Annotated in this window: 18 protein-coding genes and 5 pseudogenes; 10 read left to right on the top strand and 13 right to left on the bottom strand. The window is 67.3% G+C overall.

Annotated elements, in window-relative coordinates; all coding sequences use genetic code 11:
* Positions 1-28: 28 nt before the first annotated feature.
* Positions 29-748, bottom strand: a complete 720-nt coding sequence (locus tag ACZ41I_RS08135; protein ID WP_468513521.1) for a peptidoglycan-binding protein — start codon at positions 746-748, stop codon at positions 29-31.
* A 409-nt stretch (positions 749-1,157) separates the two neighbouring features.
* Here ACZ41I_RS08135 and ACZ41I_RS08130 point away from each other — a divergent pair, with 409 nt between their 5' ends.
* Positions 1,158-1,751 (top strand): hypothetical protein, encoded by a 594-nt coding sequence (locus ACZ41I_RS08130; RefSeq protein WP_468513520.1) that lies wholly within the window; start codon positions 1,158-1,160, stop codon positions 1,749-1,751.
* A gap of 576 nt (positions 1,752-2,327) precedes the next feature.
* On the opposite strand, the gene ACZ41I_RS08125 is transcribed toward ACZ41I_RS08130, so the two are convergent.
* From ACZ41I_RS08125 to ACZ41I_RS08110, 4 genes are all read right to left on the bottom strand, one after another.
* Positions 2,328-2,516: a DUF6896 domain-containing protein gene (locus ACZ41I_RS08125; protein ID WP_468513519.1), complete on the bottom strand. Its 189-nt coding sequence runs from the start codon at positions 2,514-2,516 to the stop codon at positions 2,328-2,330.
* Between the two features lie 411 nt (positions 2,517-2,927).
* Complete coding sequence (locus tag ACZ41I_RS08120) at positions 2,928-3,809, bottom strand: polysaccharide deacetylase family protein (RefSeq protein WP_468513518.1); 882 nt, start codon at positions 3,807-3,809, stop codon at positions 2,928-2,930.
* Positions 3,810-3,973: 164 nt separating this feature from the next.
* Positions 3,974-5,179 carry an acyl-CoA dehydrogenase family protein gene (locus ACZ41I_RS08115; protein ID WP_468513517.1) on the bottom strand — a complete coding sequence of 402 codons (1,206 nt, stop codon included), beginning with the start codon at positions 5,177-5,179 and terminating at the stop codon, positions 3,974-3,976.
* Between the two features lie 622 nt (positions 5,180-5,801).
* Positions 5,802-6,434 carry a PASTA domain-containing protein gene (locus ACZ41I_RS08110; RefSeq protein WP_468513516.1) on the bottom strand — a complete coding sequence of 211 codons (633 nt, stop codon included), beginning with the start codon at positions 6,432-6,434 and terminating at the stop codon, positions 5,802-5,804.
* A 210-nt stretch (positions 6,435-6,644) separates the two neighbouring features.
* Here ACZ41I_RS08110 and ACZ41I_RS08105 point away from each other — a divergent pair, with 210 nt between their 5' ends.
* From ACZ41I_RS08105 to ACZ41I_RS08095, 3 genes and pseudogenes are all read left to right on the top strand, one after another.
* Complete coding sequence (locus tag ACZ41I_RS08105; protein WP_468513515.1) at positions 6,645-7,010, top strand: hypothetical protein; 366 nt, start codon at positions 6,645-6,647, stop codon at positions 7,008-7,010.
* 335 nt (positions 7,011-7,345) lie between these two features.
* Positions 7,346-7,591, top strand: a pseudogene (locus tag ACZ41I_RS08100) (MSMEG_1061 family FMN-dependent PPOX-type flavoprotein); the annotation flags it as partial.
* A 473-nt stretch (positions 7,592-8,064) separates the two neighbouring features.
* Positions 8,065-8,634, top strand: a pseudogene (locus tag ACZ41I_RS08095) (transposase); the annotation flags it as partial.
* Here ACZ41I_RS08095 and ACZ41I_RS08090 read toward each other — a convergent pair.
* The 3 genes from ACZ41I_RS08090 to ACZ41I_RS08080 all read right to left on the bottom strand — a co-directional run bounded on the left by ACZ41I_RS08090 (position 8,583) and on the right by ACZ41I_RS08080 (position 10,937).
* A protein-coding gene (locus tag ACZ41I_RS08090) for an IS5 family transposase (protein ID WP_468513861.1) occupies positions 8,583-9,412 on the bottom strand; the annotation gives its coding sequence in 2 pieces (ribosomal slippage) (positions 8,583-9,097 and positions 9,097-9,412; 831 coding nt in all). The pseudogene ACZ41I_RS08095 and the gene ACZ41I_RS08090 overlap by 52 nt on opposite strands.
* Before the next feature lie 84 nt (positions 9,413-9,496).
* The gene (locus tag ACZ41I_RS08085) at positions 9,497-10,270 is read right to left on the bottom strand and encodes a transposase (RefSeq protein ID WP_468513514.1); all 774 of its coding nucleotides are present in this window, start codon (positions 10,268-10,270) and stop codon (positions 9,497-9,499) included.
* A 43-nt stretch (positions 10,271-10,313) separates the two neighbouring features.
* Positions 10,314-10,937, bottom strand: coding sequence for a hypothetical protein (locus ACZ41I_RS08080; RefSeq protein WP_468513513.1), 624 nt, complete (start codon positions 10,935-10,937; stop codon positions 10,314-10,316).
* 331 nt (positions 10,938-11,268) lie between these two features.
* Here ACZ41I_RS08080 and ACZ41I_RS08075 point away from each other — a divergent pair, with 331 nt between their 5' ends.
* From ACZ41I_RS08075 to ACZ41I_RS08060, 4 genes are all read left to right on the top strand, one after another.
* Positions 11,269-11,874, top strand: coding sequence for an EF-hand domain-containing protein (locus ACZ41I_RS08075; RefSeq protein ID WP_399776901.1), 606 nt, complete (start codon positions 11,269-11,271; stop codon positions 11,872-11,874).
* 74 nt (positions 11,875-11,948) lie between these two features.
* Positions 11,949-12,530, top strand: a complete 582-nt coding sequence (locus ACZ41I_RS08070; RefSeq protein WP_468513512.1) for an MPN domain-containing protein — start codon at positions 11,949-11,951, stop codon at positions 12,528-12,530.
* On the top strand, positions 12,527-12,922 hold the full coding sequence (locus ACZ41I_RS08065) for an SgcJ/EcaC family oxidoreductase (RefSeq protein WP_468513511.1): 396 nt from the start codon (positions 12,527-12,529) through the stop codon (positions 12,920-12,922). The genes ACZ41I_RS08070 and ACZ41I_RS08065 overlap by 4 nt, the downstream gene beginning before the upstream one ends.
* A 93-nt stretch (positions 12,923-13,015) precedes the next feature.
* Positions 13,016-13,381, top strand: coding sequence for a VOC family protein (locus ACZ41I_RS08060; RefSeq protein ID WP_468513510.1), 366 nt, complete (start codon positions 13,016-13,018; stop codon positions 13,379-13,381).
* Positions 13,382-13,396: 15 nt separating this feature from the next.
* Here the strand turns inward: ACZ41I_RS08060 and ACZ41I_RS08055 are convergent.
* The 4 genes and pseudogenes from ACZ41I_RS08055 to ACZ41I_RS08040 form a co-directional block, all read right to left on the bottom strand.
* Positions 13,397-14,199 (bottom strand): annotated as a pseudogene (locus ACZ41I_RS08055) (IS5 family transposase); the annotation flags it as partial.
* Between the two features lie 104 nt (positions 14,200-14,303).
* A complete protein-coding gene (locus ACZ41I_RS08050) occupies positions 14,304-14,948 on the bottom strand; it encodes a hypothetical protein (protein WP_468513509.1) in 645 nt (214 codons plus the stop codon).
* A gap of 122 nt (positions 14,949-15,070) precedes the next feature.
* The gene (locus ACZ41I_RS08045) at positions 15,071-15,676 is read right to left on the bottom strand and encodes a dihydrofolate reductase family protein (protein ID WP_468513508.1); all 606 of its coding nucleotides are present in this window, start codon (positions 15,674-15,676) and stop codon (positions 15,071-15,073) included.
* Positions 15,677-16,794: 1,118 nt separating this feature from the next.
* Positions 16,795-17,256: pseudogene (locus tag ACZ41I_RS08040) on the bottom strand (SAM-dependent methyltransferase); the annotation flags it as partial.
* Positions 17,257-17,272: 16 nt separating this feature from the next.
* Here ACZ41I_RS08040 and ACZ41I_RS08035 point away from each other — a divergent pair.
* Together ACZ41I_RS08035 and ACZ41I_RS08030 are read left to right on the top strand one after the other, a co-directional pair.
* Positions 17,273-17,440: pseudogene (locus ACZ41I_RS08035) on the top strand (Tn3 family transposase); the annotation flags it as partial.
* 20 nt (positions 17,441-17,460) lie between these two features.
* The gene (locus tag ACZ41I_RS08030) at positions 17,461-17,631 is read left to right on the top strand and encodes a Tn3 family transposase (RefSeq protein WP_468513507.1); all 171 of its coding nucleotides are present in this window, start codon (positions 17,461-17,463) and stop codon (positions 17,629-17,631) included.
* Between the two features lie 185 nt (positions 17,632-17,816).
* On the opposite strand, the gene ACZ41I_RS08025 is transcribed toward ACZ41I_RS08030, so the two are convergent.
* Positions 17,817-18,383: a TetR/AcrR family transcriptional regulator gene (locus tag ACZ41I_RS08025; RefSeq protein WP_363219641.1), complete on the bottom strand. Its 567-nt coding sequence runs from the start codon at positions 18,381-18,383 to the stop codon at positions 17,817-17,819.
* Positions 18,384-18,507 lie beyond the last annotated feature (124 nt).

Genomic DNA, 18,507 nt, shown 5'->3' with positions numbered 1-18,507 from the left:
TCCTGGGCCCTTCCTTCCTCATCGTCGGCTATTCCACATGCCGCAGTAACACCCATGTCTGCTCGCCGACTATCCCGTCGGCGGGGACGTGGTCTATCCGCTGCAACCGTTTGACCTCGGCCTCGGTGCGTTCACCGAAGTACCCATCCACCTCGCCGGGTGACAGCTTGTGGCGCAGAAGCAGACACTGTACTTCCGCGGCGTCGGGACCTGTCGTGTTGCGCATGACCAGGCGGGAGGCGGTGGTGCTGTTCCCGGCGAACAACTCGTCGCCATGCCGGATGTACGTGCACGTGTACCTTCCCACGCCGGCCACGCCTGTCGCAGGGGTTTGCTCACGCCAAGGATCGGTGATCAGCAAGGCTGAGGTGATCGCGGAAATCAGCAGCGCACCCGCGGCAATGGATAGTGCAGCTACCCGGATCTCCGGCTCCGGATTCCCGTTCAGCGCTGCTGAACAGTTCTCTGCTGGCGTCACCGCAGCGGCGGTCAGGGTTCTCTGGGCGGCATCTCGTAAGGCCAGCAACGGCGTGACATCCGCACCAGCCATCCTGGCCAGCGCTTCGACAGCGGCCTGAGGCGGCAGTGCCTTCCCGTTGAGATACCGCTCCCAGGAGGACCTGCTGAAAGGCGTTTTCGCTTGGAGTGACTTCAGGCTCAGCCCGCTGTGATCCTTCAGAAGCCGCAACTCCACGACAAGCTGCCAAGCGTGCGGATCAAGCGACTTGGGCAGCGCCTTCCATCTCACAAGCCCCCCGCTGGCACCTGGATTGTCCGCGTACTGCGGAACGCCTGCACAGTCACGACCTTCCGTCAGTCTCTACCCGTTCCGCCACTCGCGTCATGCGTTCCCCTCCCCCCCCACTTTCGTGCGCTCGATTTCGGTCACGTCAGCAGACGGCTCGGAGCACCCATCGATTGCACCGCCAAGAATTCCCGGGAACACATCTCCCCGACTGCGTCTCTGCAGGCCACAGCCTGAGACGTCCCGAGACGTCTCAGGCTGCTCAACGCCAGTAGAAACGGCCCTACTCATCCAGCACGCTCGTGTTGACGCCAGGCGTCGGGCCCGGACACGTACGCAGCGTCAGGGCGGGTCGCCCGGAAGATACAGGAACTCGGAAGTCGGGTAGAAGTCAAATGGGGGAAAAGTGAACGTGGGCAAGGCTCTCGCCGCATCCGTGGCAGCGGTCGCGCTGGCCACGGTCCCTGCCTTCGGTGCGGCAGCGCAGCCCGTCGGGGGAGTGCACACGACGACAGCCTCAGCCAGGGCTGCAACGCTGGCTTCGACTATCGCGAGCGCCGCAGACGGCCAGTTCAAAGGGTGGTCGTGCGGCTACAACAGTGGCCGCGGCATCGATCCAGGCCACACTGAACTCTCCAAGGTGGCCACTGACCACGCCAAGCGCTTTCAGGACAATCAGAATAATCTCCTCGACGGCTACTTGCGTAACGGCTGGTCTTCTTTGAAGGGCCGCTGGTTCGCGTGGGGTCGTGTGAAAGCGGTCTACAGTTTCGAGGGCGGCTTCTTCGTTGCAGCGGAATGGTCTGACGACGGAGGCCGTACGTATCACGCATGCGGCTGGGGCAACCGTCCCTCCTACGTTGCCTACCAGAATGTCGCCACGTACACCAAGGCATTCGACTGGGTCAGGAACCGGTCCGCCCGCGTCTGCATCGGCTCCGGCGGAAATCCCAAGACCAACAGTGGCGGTTACTGGGTGGGCTGCACCCGTTGGTACCTGAGCTGATGGTGGGCAGAGCCAGGTCGCTGACAGCGGCACTGTGGCGCTACGGTCTCCCTCTGAAGTCCCTTCACGGGGCAAGCCGTTGTGATCGCGGTTGATCTGGCACATGAGCTCGCGGCTGGCTGCGCGGGCGGCGGCGAGGTCGGCGGTACGGGCGTCGGTGGCCACCAGGTCGGCGTGAAGCGATGCCCGACTGACGGCCGATCCCTGGCCGCCGGGGACCGTGGGCGGCTCGGCGGCCTGTGCACGGGTTCCCGCCTGTCAGGACGCGGCCAGTGGGTTTCCGTACTGGTCGACCATCAGGTGGTGTTCGGATCCGGAGCGACCGCGGTCGACCGGCGGTGGCCCGACACAGTGCCCCCCTTGAGGGCCCTGACGTGGGAGCCGTCGCACGTAAAAGATGCCCGCCAATGGAACCCAGTCAGGCACCCGAAGCCGGCCTGGGCGCAGGCGTCTTCGCTCGGCCTGCGGTGGCAGCAGTGGCGCTACGCGCTCCGACAGGTCATCAGGGACAAGATCATCGGGCACCTCGCAGACCCTGCCGGCGAAGATCACCAGCTACCAGCCGACACGCCGGTCTCATGCTGAAGCCCTGGCCGCAGCCACGCTGAACCACCCTGGCCGCACCTCGACCAGCAGAGGCTTCAGCGACTCCACCGCGGACCGTAAGTCCTGCTCCGTGGGATCATAAGGCTCAGGCAAACTCCGCCCATAGCAGCGCAGCCGCCAGAAATCGAAGATCTCCCTGCCGTCGGCCGCGAAGTCCACGTCGATAGGAGTAGGTACCGATTTCGCCACTCCGGCTGATGATCTCGTGCGAACGGACCAGGCTGAGCACGTCCCCTAGCCGCTCAAGCGGGCTGATTGCCGCTCTTACGGCCTCACCAACCGCGTTGAGAGCGTCGATGTAACCGATCACAAGATCACGCGCTGTCACCGCGTGCGGTTCTTCCCAAACCGAGCTCTGTTCCAGGTGGCCTTCCCCGTCCACGCTTGAAGCGATTGTCACACTGGGGCTTCCAGCATCTCCATCGAGCGGCATTCATCGGCGGTCGTCATCATGACCGTCAGCCTAGGTCGTCGTAGTCACGCGATCGGCGCAGTCGTCCCGCGCTGCGACAGCACGTCGGCCGCCCGGGGGCACAACGGCTTCGGCCCTGTTCTGGCTGCTCGCCCCGGTCACGGTCTGGCGCGGCTGCCCGAAGTGCCTTGTCCGCCACTGGGCACGGATGGGGCGGAGGCCAGAAGGCTGCGGAGGTCGATGACGCGGTAACCGCGGGCGTGGATCGCCTCGAGGACTCGGGGCAGGGCCTGGGCGTCGATCACCTCGGTGCGCCCCTCGGGAGCGCCGACGTGCATCTGCAGGATCGCCCCCGGGTGCAGGGCGTCCAGGGCTCTTTGCACCGCCCGGTCCACGGTCATCCCGCCCTCGGTGCCCATCCATCCGTTGGTGTCCGTGGTGAATTCGATATCCGCGAATCCCAGCTTGTTGATCTCTCTGATCTGTGCGGTGCTCGTCTCGCTGTAGGGGAACCGGAAGAATGGGGTCAGGGCACGGCCTGCCCCGGCGGCGTGCAGGGCCCGGTCCGCTGCCCGGACCTCGTGGCGAGCTCCGGCCTCGGTCAGGTGGGCGAAGTGGGGGTGGCTGTAGGAGTGGTTACCCAGCCCGTGTCCAGCAGCCGCGATCCTCTTGACCACTGCGGGGTGCCGGTCGGCGAAGTCGCCGGTCAGGAAGAAGGTGGCAGGCGTGTGCCGGCGGGCAAGCGTCCCGAGGACGCTGTCCAGTCCGGCATCGTTCCACGCCGCATTGAACGTCACTGCGACCACTCGCTCGCGTGTACGGATCACGCGGTTCTCCGACGCGAACAGAACCTCAAGGCACTTGTCATCCGCAGTCCCTGATATCCGAGGGAAGAGGACCTGGGCGGTTACGGCCCAGGGCCCGGGCACCACCGCCCACAGGGCAGTGAACAGGCCGCCAGCCGCCCCGAGCAGGCGGCGGCAGGCAAGACGGCGCGCGGCGATGTGGGAATGCGTTTCCATGCCACCGCCATCGGCCACCCCGTGTCCGCGCTTGAGCCCGTTCCACTGCGACAGTGGCCCGGCCCGTACCTTTCGCCCGCGGCCGCCCACCGGTGTCTCGCCTGGCCGGAGCAACCGGTGCCCCGCTCTCTGATCCTGGGTAGCAGGATGGGTATGTCCGGGAGCCGTCGAGAGCTGCCCGCTCAGATCAGCGGGGTGACCTGGTCCTCGATACCGAGCAGGGCCCGGCCGTACATCTCGGTCGCGATGGCGGGGTTGACCATGGCATGCCGCGTACCAGTCTCCAGGTCCCGCCAGATGCGCTGCAGCGGACTGGCGTCGGCGAAACTCCGGGCCCCCTGGACGCTCAGCAGCAGGTCCAGTGCATCACGTGAGCAGCGGGCGACTGTCCCGATATCCATGCGCGCCCGGGTCCGGTTGACCACGGGCATGCACTGGCCGCTCGCCGCCCAGCTGTCGACATCGTCCGCGGCACGCATCAGGTGCAGGGTGGCAGTGTCGATCAATGATGCTGCCTCGGCGAGCTGCATCTGGGTGGAGGGCGCCTCGCGTGCCTGTGCGTAGTGCGTATGCGAAATGCCCCGGCCCATCGCCAGCGAGGCCAGCACCAGTTCCATCGCGCCGCGGGCCAGACCCAGCAGCGGGCCGGCGAGCGACAGGGCGAGCGTCGGGACGAACGCCGCACGGTACAGTGTCTCGTCCTTGAACTCGGTCGGATACGCGCCCTGGAGCGCGCGCGTAACCGACAGAATGCGGTGGGCTGGTACGAAGACGCCGTCGGCGATGAGGGTATTGCTGCCGGTGCCACGCATCCCGGCAACGTGCCAGGTGTCCTCGATCGTCAGCTGGTCCATCGGGACCAGGGCCAGTGCTTGGTCCAGGCGCTCGTCGCGCTCGCCCGTGAGCGTCATGCCGAGCAGCGCCCATCGGGCGTGGAGACAGCCGGAGGCAAAGCCCCACCGTCCGGTGACGATGCTGCCGGCGTCGGCTGTCCTGCCGGTCCCATGGGGTGGCAGGACCGCACAGGCACGGGTGCCGGGATCCTGCGCGTAGACCTCACGCTGCGCGCGTTGGGGATAGAGGCCGATGAGCCACCCCGAGATGTTGATCAAGCTGGTGGTCCAGGCAGTCGATCCGCAGCCGCGGCCGAGTTCGGAACTCACTTCGACCAGCGTGCGGATGCGTTCCTGGTGGCCGCCGAGCCGCTGGGGAACGGTGAGGCTGAACAGGCCGGCCTCATCGAGTGCCGCGATGTTCTCCGCAGCAACACAGCGGTCCTGTTCGGTGCGGGCTGCATTGCGCCGGAGTAACTCGACCAAGGCTGCGGCCCGTCCGGGCAGCGTGGCCTGCTCGATGTCCGTGGCAGGTTCCGCGGCGCCCATCGTCATGAGAGGTCCTCCTTCGCACGTGAACCGGCCAGGCAAGAGGCCAGCGGCCGGTCCCGGCACCGTACCGTGACCGAACCGCGTCGAAGACGTCGTCGTCGGCTGGCCCGTTGAGCCATTTCGCCTCGATCATGTACCAGGTGTCGCCGTAGCGGGCCATCAGGTTCGTCTGTCGCGGTTTGGCGACGGTCGGGTCGCGGTCGGCCCGGAAGCGCGCCTGCCTGAACAACTGCTCCAGCGGAGCCTCCAGCTGGTAGCCCCGCTTGAGCGCGGACGGCAGCGCCCCAAGCCGCTTGAAGTCGGAGCGTGTCTTCCTCAGCCGCACCAGGGGGGTGTGATCGTCTACGGACGAGGTGAGTGGAAGGCCGGGACCGGCGTTGGGTCTCGGCCTTAGGTCTGCCCGGCCGCCCGACTTGGAGGGAAGCCCAAACTCAGGGTGGTCAACTCACACTGAGTAACCCGTCTAATTGCTCTCGTGGCCTCGCCGTTCTCATGGTTCGGCGCACCCGTCTGCTGCTGAAAGCACAGCGGGAGCATCACGACCGACCGGCGACGCATGGACCGACGGCACTTACCCGCATGAGACTCGCCCCCCTCCTTCGCGAGGGGGGCGTCTTCGCCGTTCCTACGGGCAGCTCTCGCCGTACTTGACCGCATCCAGCGTCACCGGCTGACCGTTCAGCTTCGTTCCTGCGGCTGGCTTCTGGGAGCACACCTGCCAATTGGACTCGATGATCACCATCCGGCTGTCGCCCGTCGCGTCGTTGACGGTGACCGATGTGCTGGAGTCCAGCGCCTGCCGCGCCGCCTTCACGCTCTTGCCGCGGAAGTTCGGCATCGACCCGCCAGCCGCCGAGGGTGTCGCCTGGTCGTGCGCCGGACAACTTTCAGTCAGTTTCACGGCACCAAAGTCCAGTTGTGTCGAAGTGACCACGACCGTGCCCGCCTTGACGTTCTGGGAGCAGACCTTCCAGTCACGGTCCAGGATCTGCATCCGGGCCCGGCCCAACGCGTCGTGGCTCTTGAGGCTATAGAAGCTGGCCGCCTGCGCCTTGTCCTGCGCGGACTGCAGGCCCATGCCCACGAAGTTCGGCACCGTCACCTTCTTCTCCGCCGGCTTGTCGTCCTTCTTCGGCGCGCCGCTCGTGGCCGCCGGTGGCGCGCTGCCACTCGGCTTGGCGGTGTCGGTCGGCTGGCAGGCGACAACGCCCGCGCTCGCGACGCAGAGCAGGACAGCAGCGATGATGCGGACGCGCATCGATCCCCCTAGTGGTGCCAATACAGGCGGAACACGCTAAGGCACTCGTGGGAGAGAAGTGAAGTGTGTGACGGATCCGTGACACTGCGACCCTGCCGGCAGTGGGGCAGTATCACGGCCTTCCTGGGATCACAGTCCGGTGACAGTGGACTTCCGCTCGCGGGCGGTGGGCGCATCATGCGGCCGGCATTCAACATCAGGGGGACACACATGCGCCGCCGCATCACCGCCGCCATCAGCGTCTCGCTTGTCGGCTGCTCAAGTTCGAACGACAGCCACAGCGCTCCGAGCTCGGCGCAGAAGCTTGCGGACTTGGACGGTGGAAGCCACCTCGTCGGCCAGTACCAGCAGGCACTCAATACGTGGGGATCCCGCTGCAACGAAGATTCGGCGGCGCTGGCCGGATACGTCTACGCAACGGTGCAGGACCTCCAGAAGAACGGCATCCACGAGACCGAGTACAGCGCGCTCACGCACCTGCGGGACTCGACACCGGTCGGCGTGAAGACGCAGTGTGAAGACGTGGCCGTCGCCTATCTGACGTTGCGGGAGAGCGGGCAAGTCGTGACCAGGTGAGCAGCAGCCCCGCTCCGAGGGGGAGTAGGGCCCGTCCGTCTCGTCTTAGAACTCCTAACAGAGTGGTCAGGTCGGACAACATGGCCTGGTTCACCCGCGCTGACCTCTGCCCCGGTCCGCGTGCTGACCGGACTCCTCGGCTCGGCATGGCAGCGGGACGAGGCGGGCGCCGTGCTGCCCTGACGGAGCGCCTGCTCGCCGAGATCCGCCTCGGTACGGACTGGCCTCGCACCGCCACGTTCTTCCGACTGCACCGAGGAGTGGCGACTGGTCAACGCGGGCGAGATCACGCGCTGAGCCGCGCACTTGCTCGGCCGTCTTCCAGGGTCGTCCGTATGATGATCGGCACTGGGGTCGCCGGCTTGCCCTTTGAATCCCTCCGGGCGGACGCCCTCACCAGCCCGGAGCAGCTGCGCGAGCTCTACCCGCAGCCGAACCCGAACTCGCTCCGCAAGGAGATCGATCGCCTGACCGAGGAGACCCGGGCGCTGATCGGCTGTTCCTCGCTGGTGTTCATCAGCAGTGCGGACGTCGAGGGCCGGGCGGACGTGACGCCGCGTGGCGGCCCGGCCGGGTTCGTCTCACCGCCGGTAACCGCTACTCGAAAGACCGGTCGGCCTCACGGCGTCATGCAAGCCTGCGACCGATCGGGTGCGCCGGGGATTGCGGGTCTGTCTGCGGCCGGGAGGTGCGGGCAGTACGGCGGGTGTCACTCCTGTGAGTGAACTCCGTGAGCCGGAACTGGTTGGCGCTGGGGGGTTCCGGATTGGAGGGGGCCGTGGCGGGGAAGTTGCCGGGCGCGGCTCGGCGGATGGCGGGGGCACGCGGCGTCGGTTGCAACGACGGTGCGCCCGTGGCTGAACGGGGCCGACGTTCGGCGCTGGCCTTGGAGTGCCGGGGTAGTGAGGAAGGGCGCGGGGGTGTGCAGGGCACGCGCGCTCGGCGTATGCGCCCCTTCGGATGCGCTGGAAGCTGCCGTGCCGAGCCGGGCGCCCGTAGTTCGTCCACCGCCTGGCGCAGCTCGTGCGCCCACGCGACTTGCCGCAGAGCGGTAGACCATGCCATCGGCCGGTACCGCGGCGTGCTGACCACAAAGGCCCACCTCACAGCAGATGGCCGCTGTCGACCCCTGGCCTTCCACCACACCGCCGGGCAGCTGCTGACGTGCCCGCCGTCCGCGAGGTGATGAGACGCCTGCGTGTTCCGAGCCGACGCGGACGGCCCCGCACCAGGCCCGGACGCCGTTCTGGCCGATAGAGCCGGTTCGTCACGCGCGGTCCGCGAGCACCCGCGCAAGCGCGGCATCCGGGCGGTGATTCCGGTCCCGGCCGACCAGCGGGACCACCGGCTGCGTCGAGGCAGCAGGGGCGGCGGACCACCGGCTTTTGACGGCGAGACGTACAAGGAGCACAACACCATCGAGCGATGCATCAACCGCTGGAAGCAGCGGCGCGGCGTCGCCACCCGCTACGAGAAGACCGCGACCATCTACCTGGCCGGACTCCCCGGAGCGGGCATCCCTTGTGGTCTGCCCGGTGATCCAACGAAGCCGCCTAGGTTCTGTCTCTTTGGTCAGCGTCGGGTCCAGGTGAGGATGGCCGCGACGTGGAGTGCGGCCTGGTAGGCGATCGCCAGCTTGTCGGTTCGTGTGGCCAGGCCGCGCCACTGCTTCAGGCGGTTGATGCACCGCTCGACAGTGTTGCGCTGCTTGTACGCCTCGCTGTCGAAGCCGGGCGGACGGCCGCCGAGCCGGCCTCGCCGTAGGCGGTGGCCGACTTGGTCGGACGGCTGCGGGATGACTGCGTGGATGCCCCGGCGCCGCAGGTGGCTGCGGATGGCACGTGAGGAGTACGCGCGGTCGGCGAGAACGGCCAGGGGCCGGGTACGGGGCCTGCCCGGACCGGTGCGGGGCACACGGATGCGGGACATCACCGTCTCGAAGGCGGGTGCATCACCTGCCTGGCCTGCGGTGACGGTGAAGGCGAGGGGTCGTGCACGGCCGTCCGCGGCCAGGTGGACCTTGGTGCTCAGTCCGCCGCGGGAGCGTCCGAGCGCATGATCGGCGGGCTCGCCGAAGTGGTCCGCCCCTTTTTGCGTGCTCCGGCAGCGTGTTGATGGGCCCGGACGACCGTGGAGTCCACCGACACCGTCCAGTCCAGATCGTCGTCGGCGTCCGCCGCCGCCAGGACCGCTGCGAGGATCCTCTCCCAGGTGCCATCGACGGCCCACCTGATCAGCCGCTTGTGAGCGGTCCGGAACGAGCCGAGCTCGTCGGGAAGGTCTCGCCAGGGCGAGTTGGTGCGGTACTTCCACGCGATGGCCTCGAGAGTGCGGCGGTGGTCGGCCCATCGCCGCCCGCGGACCGGATCGGCAGGCATCAGCGGCTCGATCCGGTCCCACATCGCATCGGTGATCACTAAGGGCTGTCCCGTAAATGATCTTCTTCGTCACCTCGGGCATGGCCAACTGTCGTGCGGCCCGGTTGCCTATCCGGCGAGGGCGAGGTTGTGCATCCGGGCGATGCCGAGCATGGCGTGGTGGACGCCGTCGCCTTTGAGGCGGCAGTCGCGGAGGATCTTCCAGGTCTTCATACGGGCAAAGACGTGCTCGACGCGTGCTCGGACCTGCTTGTGGGACCGGTTGTGCTCCTCCTTCCAGTCCGGGAGTCCGGCCTGCCCCTTCGCCTTTCGGTGCGGGATGACCAGTCCGGTGCCTTGGTAGCCGCCGTCGGCGATCGTGGTGGTGTTGCCGACGGCGGCCTTGGCGCCGGACTCCTCCCAGCCGCGGGAGTCGTGCCGGTTGCCCGGCAACGGCCGGCCGACCACGACGACGAGACGGGTGTTCGCGTCGATGACGACCTGGTGGGCGGTGGAGTAGCGGTAGTTCTTGGACTGCTCGGCCACAGTGTGATCCCGGGTGGGTACGAGAGTGCCGTCCACGATGAGCACGGTGTCCTTGGCGAACCGTTTGCGGGGCCGGAGCGCAAGCATCGGCCCGAGGTGGTCGATGATGCGGTCCGCCGCCGACTTCGAAACCCCGAACAGCGGAGCGAGCTGCCGCATCGTCAGGTTCGTGCGCCAGTAGGCAGCAACCAGCAGGGCACGGTCCTCCAGAGGCAGGCTCCACGGCCGGCCCCTGCGGACCGCATCCGCACCATCGCGCCGCAAAACCATCACCACCTTGCGGAACTGGCGGGGGCTCAACCCGGTGAACGGGGCTATCCAGGCAGCAGACTCCGATGCCGTAATCACACAGGCCACATCAAGATCATTTCATGCGGTGACCAGCAGCTCGGCTCACCTCTCAGCTTCCGCTGAGCGGAGACCCCCAGGTGGGATCGTGCAGGGATCTTCTCGTGAGGTGGGCCAGCAGGTGCTCCGCCGTGTTGGAGGCAGTGTCTTGCGGCGCGCCGACCACCGTCAGGGCGGAGGTGAGCCTGGCCGACGCCTCTTCTGGCACATCCGGGTCGGTAAGAAGCGGAAGAACCAGCAGGAGGCGGGCTGCCGTGTCCTGGACACCTTCGACCCCGGAGGAGGGGCTGTCAGCGATGCCGACCAGTTCGTGCCACGTCAGCCCAGTGCCCCTGAAATCTCCGTCCCAACTCGCGATCTGCTGGACATCGCTCCTGCCAGGATGGGTGAGGAGATAGTCGGTGCCGTAGTCGCCATCCAGGTTTCGGTAGATCACCACGACTCCAGGACCGGCTTCGGCTGGCACCCGGAATACCGGCCAGCATCCGGGAGCGAAGAGGATCTCGGAGAGGGCATCGGCATCGGCGCCGTCGTCGCCGAACCACTCAGGAACCGGCCGCTCGGCACACCCCCCGTAGCTGCACATGGCCAGAAGGTAGTTCGACCAGAAGCCCGGGCGGGCCAGCAGTGACTCGCCCGCCACCAACGCGTCGGCGTCATATCCCTTGATCAGCACTCCTCGATCCTGTCACCAGCCACTGACACGGTCCGATCCGGGATCGGCAGGGGGGCGTCGCCGAGTTGCGGGACAGGACTTAATCGGACGGACACATCCGATCAACTGATCAACCCATCAAAGAGACACGCTCTAGGGGCTGTCCGGCGGATCATGGCGGTACGACATCAGGCGCCGGAAGAGCCCCCGCGCCCAGCGGCTTACTCATCTGATTACCCATCTATTGAAAGGTGTGGCTGCCGCGGTTTCCCTGAAGGGGGAGCCGGGAATTCTCGATCCGGGAGCCCGACAGGGCAAAGCGAATACGAGATCGAAGGGGTGGGTTTTTCTTATGGCGGACCGGCGCACCAAGGGCGATCTGCTGGAGCGCAAGATCGACGTCTGTTTCGGACATGTGGACGTCGACGGAGACGGATTCTTCGACGAGGCCGACGTACTGGCAATGGCGGCCAGGATCATCGCACACCAGAACATCCCCATCGATTCGGCACCGGCGGTGGGCCTCTTCAAGAGCTACCAGGAGTTCATGCACAACATTCTGGAGCACCTCGATGTCGACGGTGACGGAAGGATCAACCCCGAGGAATGGCGTAAGGGGATCATCGGCGTGTTCGGTGACCATCCCGAGCGGTTCGATGCCCTGTTCCGGCCGCTGGCCGAGGCTATCTGGCGCGTCTGCGACCGCGACGGCGACGGCACCGTCAGTGCTGAGGAATTCCTCTGCTTCCAGAAGGCCATGGGAAGTTCCCCGGAAAACCGACGGCTCGCCTTCGAGAAGCTCGACGTCAACGGCGACGGATCGCTGTCCGTCGACGAAATCCTGAGTGCCTACCGGGAGTACTACACCAGCAACGATCCACAGGCGCGCGGCAACTGGCTGTACGGCGACGTGTGGGGCACCGAAGTCCCGGGGACGGCGGCGAAGGCCGGTCTGTGACCTCTGAGATCACCGGGCGGAGCACCCTGGCCGGGTCGTCCGGGGGCGGCGCCGCTCGATGCAGCACTGTCGTGGTGAGTCACGAGACGCTCGCGCCGTTTCTGCATGCCGCTTTCGAGGCGTACGAGGGGTGCTCGCCCGCCGAGCCCCCCTCGTCCTTCGCCCTCCTCACGGGCACCCTCCGCAACGGCCGGGCGCTGATCGCCGCGACGGAGTTCGCGCGCAACGCCCGGTCCGCGGACCGGGCGGCCACGGAAGAGTTCCGCACAACGATCGTCCCGCGCTTCGGGACGGCTTACGACAACGTCCACCGCGGATTCTGGTGCGATTCGCGCGATCTGCTGCGCGTCCACCGCCTGGCGGCCGAACAGGGCCTGGAGGTGCTCGGTTCGATCCATCTGCATCCCGACTGGCACCGGATCGGACCGCCGAGCGAGCGCGGCCTGCGCATCAGCGAAGCACCGACGCCCATGGACGCCTATATGTTCGCCAGCACCGGCTGGCTGGTGAACATGATCTGCTACGTGGAGCGCCAGGAGGGGCTGCTCTGCTACACGGTGGCCGCCTGGGGCCCCGCGTATGGCCCCGACGCAACGGCCTGCACGCCGCTGCGCATCCAGCTCCACGAACACCGCAAAAGGGGCGTGCCGGCATGACCGCGGCCGACGCCGACGCGGCGGAGGTACGATCCGCCTTCGCGGCCCTGGAGACGGCATGGGCCCGGTCCGACGCCGATGCCTTCGCCCGGGTTTTCTCCGCCGACGCGGATTTCACCTCCGTACGCGCCGACCACTACCGCGGCAGCACGCAGATCGCGGCGGCGCATCGACACCTGTTCACCACGGTTTATGCGGGAACCCGTCTGACGGCCACCGTCCTGCGGGTGACCCAACTCCGGCCGGATATCGCCGTGGCACGGGTGGAGAACACGGTGCACACCCGGGAATCTGGCGCCGCTCTCGTACTGCACGCTCAGGCGGTATTGGAGCGCCGCCGGGAGAACTGGCTCATCGTCGCCTTCATCAACATGCTGCCGGTCCGTCAATAACGGCGAGGGGTAGCAGACATCGAAGATTACGGGTACAGAAGATGACGGGCGACCACGGTCGACCGGCGCCGACAAAGAAAGGAGCACACTCTCGTGAGTAGGTCCAGAATTCGTCATCTGGCCCTGTATGCCCGACAGCCGACGGAACTGGCGCGTTTCTATGGCGAGCGCTTCGGCATGGAATTACTCGCCGCCGACCAGGCGGGCAACCATTTCCTCCACGACGGCTACCTGACCCTGGCCCTGCTCAAGCTCGATATGGGCGGTGAGGCCCCCGCCGGAATAAACCACTTCGGATTCCACGTCAACGACATCGGCCGACTCTGTGCGGAATTGGCGAACGAACCCGTCGAGCGCCCCGAGCGCCGGGCATCCCCGCGCCCGTACGCCGAATTCCGCGCCATCGATCCCGAGGGGAACTGGTTCGACCTGTCCGAGCACGGTTACGGGGTCGATTAGGACTTGTCCGGCCGATCATGCGCGGAGCCAGATGACGAGGGCTGCGGGAGTCGCGGTCCCGAGAAAGATGTAACCGCGCTTGTCGTAGCGGGTGGCCACAGCTCGGGCGTGCTTGAGCTTGTTGATGGCCCGTTCGACGGTGTTGCGCTTCTTGTACCGCTCCTCGTCGAAGCCCGGTGGCCGTCCGCCGCGTGTGCCTTTGCGCAGGCGGGCGGCCTGGCTGTCGATCTTCTCCGGGATGGTGTGCCGGATGCCCCGGCGCCGCAGGTACTCACGGCACGGCCCGTTGCTGTAGGCCTTGTCCGCGGCGAGACTGTCCGGCCTCTTACGGGGGCCTGCCCGTCCCGATCCGCGGGACGCGGATCTTCTCCAGCACGGGCTTGAACTGGGTGCAGTCCGCCCTCTGTCCCGGTGTGGCGATCAGGGAAAGCGGGCGGCAGCGGCCGTCCGCGCTCAGGTGGAGCTTGGTCGTGAACCCGCCGCGCGAACGGCCCAGGCCCTCACCTCCAGCACCATTTCCGCCAGACGGGCAACGCGGCTCTGCCACCGCGTCTCGTCCTGGTGTTCTGCCGGCATGTCCCCCTTTGAGGAGGGAGCCGACGGCGGATCGGTGCGGGCGCCGGCGGCGTGCTGATGCGCTCGCACGATGGTGGAGTCGACGGAAATGTCCGAGTCGGTCTCACCTGCCGCACCGGCCTCGGCCTGGACCTGCCGGAGCAGGCGTTCCCAGGTTCCGTCGGCCGACCACAAGCGGTGGGTTCATAGACCGTCTTCCACGGACCGAACCGTTCGGGCAGGTCGCGCCACTGAACACCGGTCAGGTCACCCCGCCCCATGACCACGTGAACGATTCGACAACGGAGTAGTCACATGATCAGCTGGACGGCGACACTCTTGCCGACCTCGCCGCCGGGGCGCGTGGTCATCGGTCGGAACGGCTGGCGGTCCCCGGTGCGCGGCCCGCGAGCCAGACGGCGATCCGCTTCTGCAACTCCTTGTCGGCACGGGGGTAGTCCCAATGTGCGTACCATTCCAGGTTCTGCAGGATGTTCTCAGAGCGGTCTGGGTGACGCACCGCGAGCGCGTCGACACCGATCTCGCCGGTCGAGCAGCTGATGTACACGCTGCTGTCGAGCGCCATCATGCCAAAGCCCGGGTGGCCCGCGCGTATGCCGAGGAACGCCGATGCCGCACCCCGGCCCATGATGTCCCAGCGGTCCAGGAGCCTGACCCGGGCCCAGACCGCCGGTGCGGCACGGCGGCCATAGTGCTGGTTCTGCCTACGCAGGACGGCTTGGTGCGTGTGGGTGCCGTGGGGAAGCAGGACGAGGAACTCACGCCGGTGGTCGAGAAGGCCCGAGGAGACCGCCAGGTCGTACCAGTCCTCGTTGAGACGCTCGACGAGCCGTGGGGTTTCGTACTGGTGGGAGAAGCGGCCGGCAACGTCCTCGGGACGCCATCCGGAGTCGAACGGCATCGTGCCGTCCGGCACTGCGTCCGGGATCACCTCAAGGCCTGCCCGCCGCAGCGGCCGGTACATCTTCCGTTCCCGCTCCTGGATACCCACCGGTCACTGTTTTACCAGGGCCAGCGCGCCAAGAATCCTCCGGCCCGGCGCTTCCTTGCGTCCCTCCCAACTTCCCGGATCAGACCGGTGCAGGATCAGCCGCATGATCGGCCGGACAGGCCCTAGTAGCTGTCGTAGCTCGGCTTACCGTTCGGCCGGTAGATGCCGACGACGGTGCCGCCTTTCGTCGTTGAGACGCTGACCGGCTCCAGCGCAGTGGGGATCGCTCCGTCGGCGAACAGCCGCTTGCCGGTGCCGATGATCACGGGATGGATGGTCAGCCGGTACTCGTCGACGAGGCCGTGCTGCATGAGGGTCTGGGCGAGGTCGCCACTGCCCACGACGTTGATGTTGCCGCCGTCGGACGCTTTCAGCTTGCGTACGGCATCGACGATCTCGCCCTCCAGCAGCGTGGAATTCTGCCACTCGACGGATGTCAGGGTCCGAGACGCCACGTACTTGCGCATGCTGTTCATCTGATTGGTGAACGGATTGTCGGGATCGGCGGTCGGCCAGTACGACGCGAAGATCTCGTACGTCTTGCGACCGAGCAGCATCGCGTCGGAGACCTCGTACCAACCGGCGATGGCCGTGCCGACCTCGTCGTCGGACACCGGCTTCTGCCAGCCGCCATGCTCGAAGCCGCTCTGAGCGTCTTCGTCCGGACCGCCCGGCGCCTGCATGACGCCGTCCAGCGTCAGGAACGTGCAAACGATGATCTTGCGCATGGTGCGCTCCCTTCCTCGACGGGTAGACCGCGCAACTGCCGGAAACTCATCGGCGGAACTTCCGCAGAGCAGCAGCAGGCGTCGCCTGAATCAGCCCGGCTGTGAAGTGCGGTGCCTCTTGGCCGACCCGAGGGGGTCTGGTCCGCAGATGTGCGCACCAAACCCCGCGCCGCCGGGATGATCCACACGACAGGTCCTGGCCTCGATTTTTCGTGACGGCCCGTTGGATTCTCTGGCGGGCTGTTTCGGTCGTCCCGGCTGATCACGGGCAGGGGTCGAGACGGCGCGCGCCACCATCCACACCGTCGCCGACCTGATTGCCGCTCTGGAGGACGGCCTCGGCATCTCCGGGCCCGCCGCTCGCCGGGCTGTCAAGGCCGCCGTCACCGCGCCCAGTACACCGGCACCGTCATCACCGCCCGGCAGGCCGCCAGATCCTCGCCAACCCCCACCTGGTCGTCTACGACAACCCCCATACGTTGCTGATGTGCGTCTACAAGCGCGACAAGGCCCTGTGCCACCGCGGCCTCAAGGACACCCCCAGCCTCGACCAGTGTGTCCCCGCCTGCGCGAACAACGCGCGCACCGATCAGGACGCCGCCGCCCTTCGGCGCCACGCCACGGCACTTGACCAGCAGGCAGGCCATGTCCCCGGCCCGCTGAGCGTCTGCGCGACAACGCCACCCGGCTGCGCGACCTCGCCGACACCCACCACCGCACCCGTGCAAGCCTCCAGGACGGCACCGCATGAGCCCCGCACGCGACGAACGCGCCCGTATCCGCGCGGCGATGGACCGTATCCTCCACGGAATCACGCAGCACTCCAACGGCGCGCTGCCGATCGTTGCCCTGGCCCAGTGAGCACCTCGTACGCGCCATGAACCAACTGACCGCGCACAACCGGCAGCTGCTCCACGCCCTGTCGCAGCCCGACTCCCTGGTCCGGGCGTTGCCGACGCAGCCACATCCAGGCCGAAGCCACTGAGTCGCTGTCTACGCCCGGTGCAGGTGGTGGCTTCGCCGCAAAGCGCAGCTGACCAGCGGGACGAAAGGCGTACCCGGTCATTCACCGCCCGCGGACTCGGAGGCGGGCCGCCCTGCGGGAGAACCATCCGTGGTCAGATACGGCGGGCGGCCCCGACGGTGCGCTCGGTGCGTACCGTCAGGTCGTCGCGGCGCAGGATGCTGTGCGGGCTGCTGGTGTCGAGGAGCTGGTCGAGCGCGGTGAGGTCCTCGGGGGAGAGTCTGCCTGCGATGACGCTGCGGATGCGCTGCAAGACTCCGGCGGAGCAGTGGCCGATCGCTTCGCTGCGCGAGCCTTTGAGGTTCACGGCGATGGTGCGTTCGCCCTCGATGGTGAATCCGGCGACGGTCAGCATCGGGCCACAGTCGGCGCCGCGGTGGGGCATGTGTTCTGCTGGGCGGCGATCGGCGCCGGCGTGGACGCGCTCTGCCAGGCCGGGCCTGTCCTCGGGGGCGTTTTCGGGCAGGAAGCGGGGATGGCCGGCCAGTGCGACGACGGCGAACAGGCCGCCGGGCGCGAGCACGTCGTGGACGTTGCGCAGTGCGCGGTCGGGGTGAGTCGGCTGGGGCGCCATCTCCTTCACGCTGCTGCTGGGCCGGCTGGGCTTCGGGTCGAACAAGAATGCCACCTACACCGCCTTCCGCGAGGTCGGACGGGCCATCCGCACCATCCAGCTGCTGCACTGCCTCTCCGACGCCCCGCTGCGCCGCAGAGTGACTGCGGCGACGAACAAGGTGGAGGCGTTCAACAAAGTCTCGAAGTGGTTCGGCTTCGGCAACGGCGGGATGCTCGCCGATTACGACCCCCCGAGCAGGAGAAGGCCACGAAGTTCAACGCCCTGCTGGCCAACGTGATCATCTTCCACAACGTGCTGGACATCGCCGAGATCGTCCGCCAGCTGAAGGATGAAGGAGAGAAGGTCGGCCCGTAGGACCGGGCGCAGGTCTCGCTGTGCCTAACCAAGCACATCCGCCGCTGCGGCGACTACTCCACCCACGAGCTCGCCGACGAACCCGACAAGGGCCGGATGCGTGAGCTGGCCGGGCGCGTGTCGGCGAGCACCTCGCGGAGCCCTGGCACCGCGTCCGAGGGCTGATCGAGGGAACCGGGCTGAGGTCACAGCAGTCGGTCGACCAGCCCGTCGATGTAGTCCGGGGTGAGCGGGACCATGCCGAACAAGACGCGGATATACATCGGGGCCAGGATGTGATCCAGCACGTCGAACGCGTCGAGTGCGTGCTCGCCACGGTCGCGGGCGCGATCGAGCATGGCCTGCAGTTGCCGGGTGCGTTCGGCGCGGAGGGCGGCACCAGCCTGCAGGCCCTGCTGACCGCTGCTCGACAGGGCGAAGGCCAGGTGCAGCACCGCCGGACCGTCGGGTCCGGTGATCTCGCGGGCCACTTGGGCCGCGTAAGTGCGCAGGTCGCCGGCGAGGCTCCCGGTGTCGGGCATCGGCGACTGCGCATTGAGGCGGGTGAGCGCCACGTCGGTGAGCAGGGTTTCCAGGTCGCCCCACCGGCGGTAGATGCTGCTGTCGGCTACGCCTGCGCGGGCTGCGACGTCGCCGACGCTGAAGTTGCCGTAGCCGCGCTCACTGATCAGGTCGGTGACGGCCTGGTGCACCTGCGCGCCGACGCGGGCGCTGCGCCCGCCGGGCCGCCGGGCTCGCTGTCGCTCGTTCATGCCCACACCTTAACGCAGTCACGACTTGCGTTTGCGGGATCATCCTCTCTATAGTCACCTAACGCAGTCGCTGACTGCTTTAGGGTGCTCAGGTGTATCGCCACCCGCGTGTATCACCACCCGC

The sequence above is a fragment of the Streptomyces sp. NPDC030799 genome, from assembly GCF_055572255.1.
The sequence above is the reverse complement of the archived record's forward strand: the minus strand, read 5'-3'. Positions and strand labels throughout refer to the sequence as shown.

Excerpts from the sequence above, each read along its gene's own strand:
- ACZ41I_RS08115 (WP_468513517.1), bottom strand. The coding sequence starts at position 5,179 with ATGACGATGGGCGCCGCGGAACCTGCCACGGACATCGAGCAGGCCACG.
- ACZ41I_RS08110 (WP_468513516.1), bottom strand. The coding sequence starts at position 6,434 with ATGCGCGTCCGCATCATCGCTGCTGTCCTGCTCTGCGTCGCGAGCGCG.
- ACZ41I_RS08105 (WP_468513515.1), top strand. The coding sequence starts at position 6,645 with ATGCGCCGCCGCATCACCGCCGCCATCAGCGTCTCGCTTGTCGGCTGC.
- ACZ41I_RS08075 (WP_399776901.1), top strand. The coding sequence starts at position 11,269 with ATGGCGGACCGGCGCACCAAGGGCGATCTGCTGGAGCGCAAGATCGAC.
- ACZ41I_RS08065 (WP_468513511.1), top strand. The coding sequence starts at position 12,527 with ATGACCGCGGCCGACGCCGACGCGGCGGAGGTACGATCCGCCTTCGCG.
- ACZ41I_RS08045 (WP_468513508.1), bottom strand. The coding sequence starts at position 15,676 with ATGCGCAAGATCATCGTTTGCACGTTCCTGACGCTGGACGGCGTCATG.
- ACZ41I_RS08025 (WP_363219641.1), bottom strand. The coding sequence starts at position 18,383 with ATGAACGAGCGACAGCGAGCCCGGCGGCCCGGCGGGCGCAGCGCCCGC.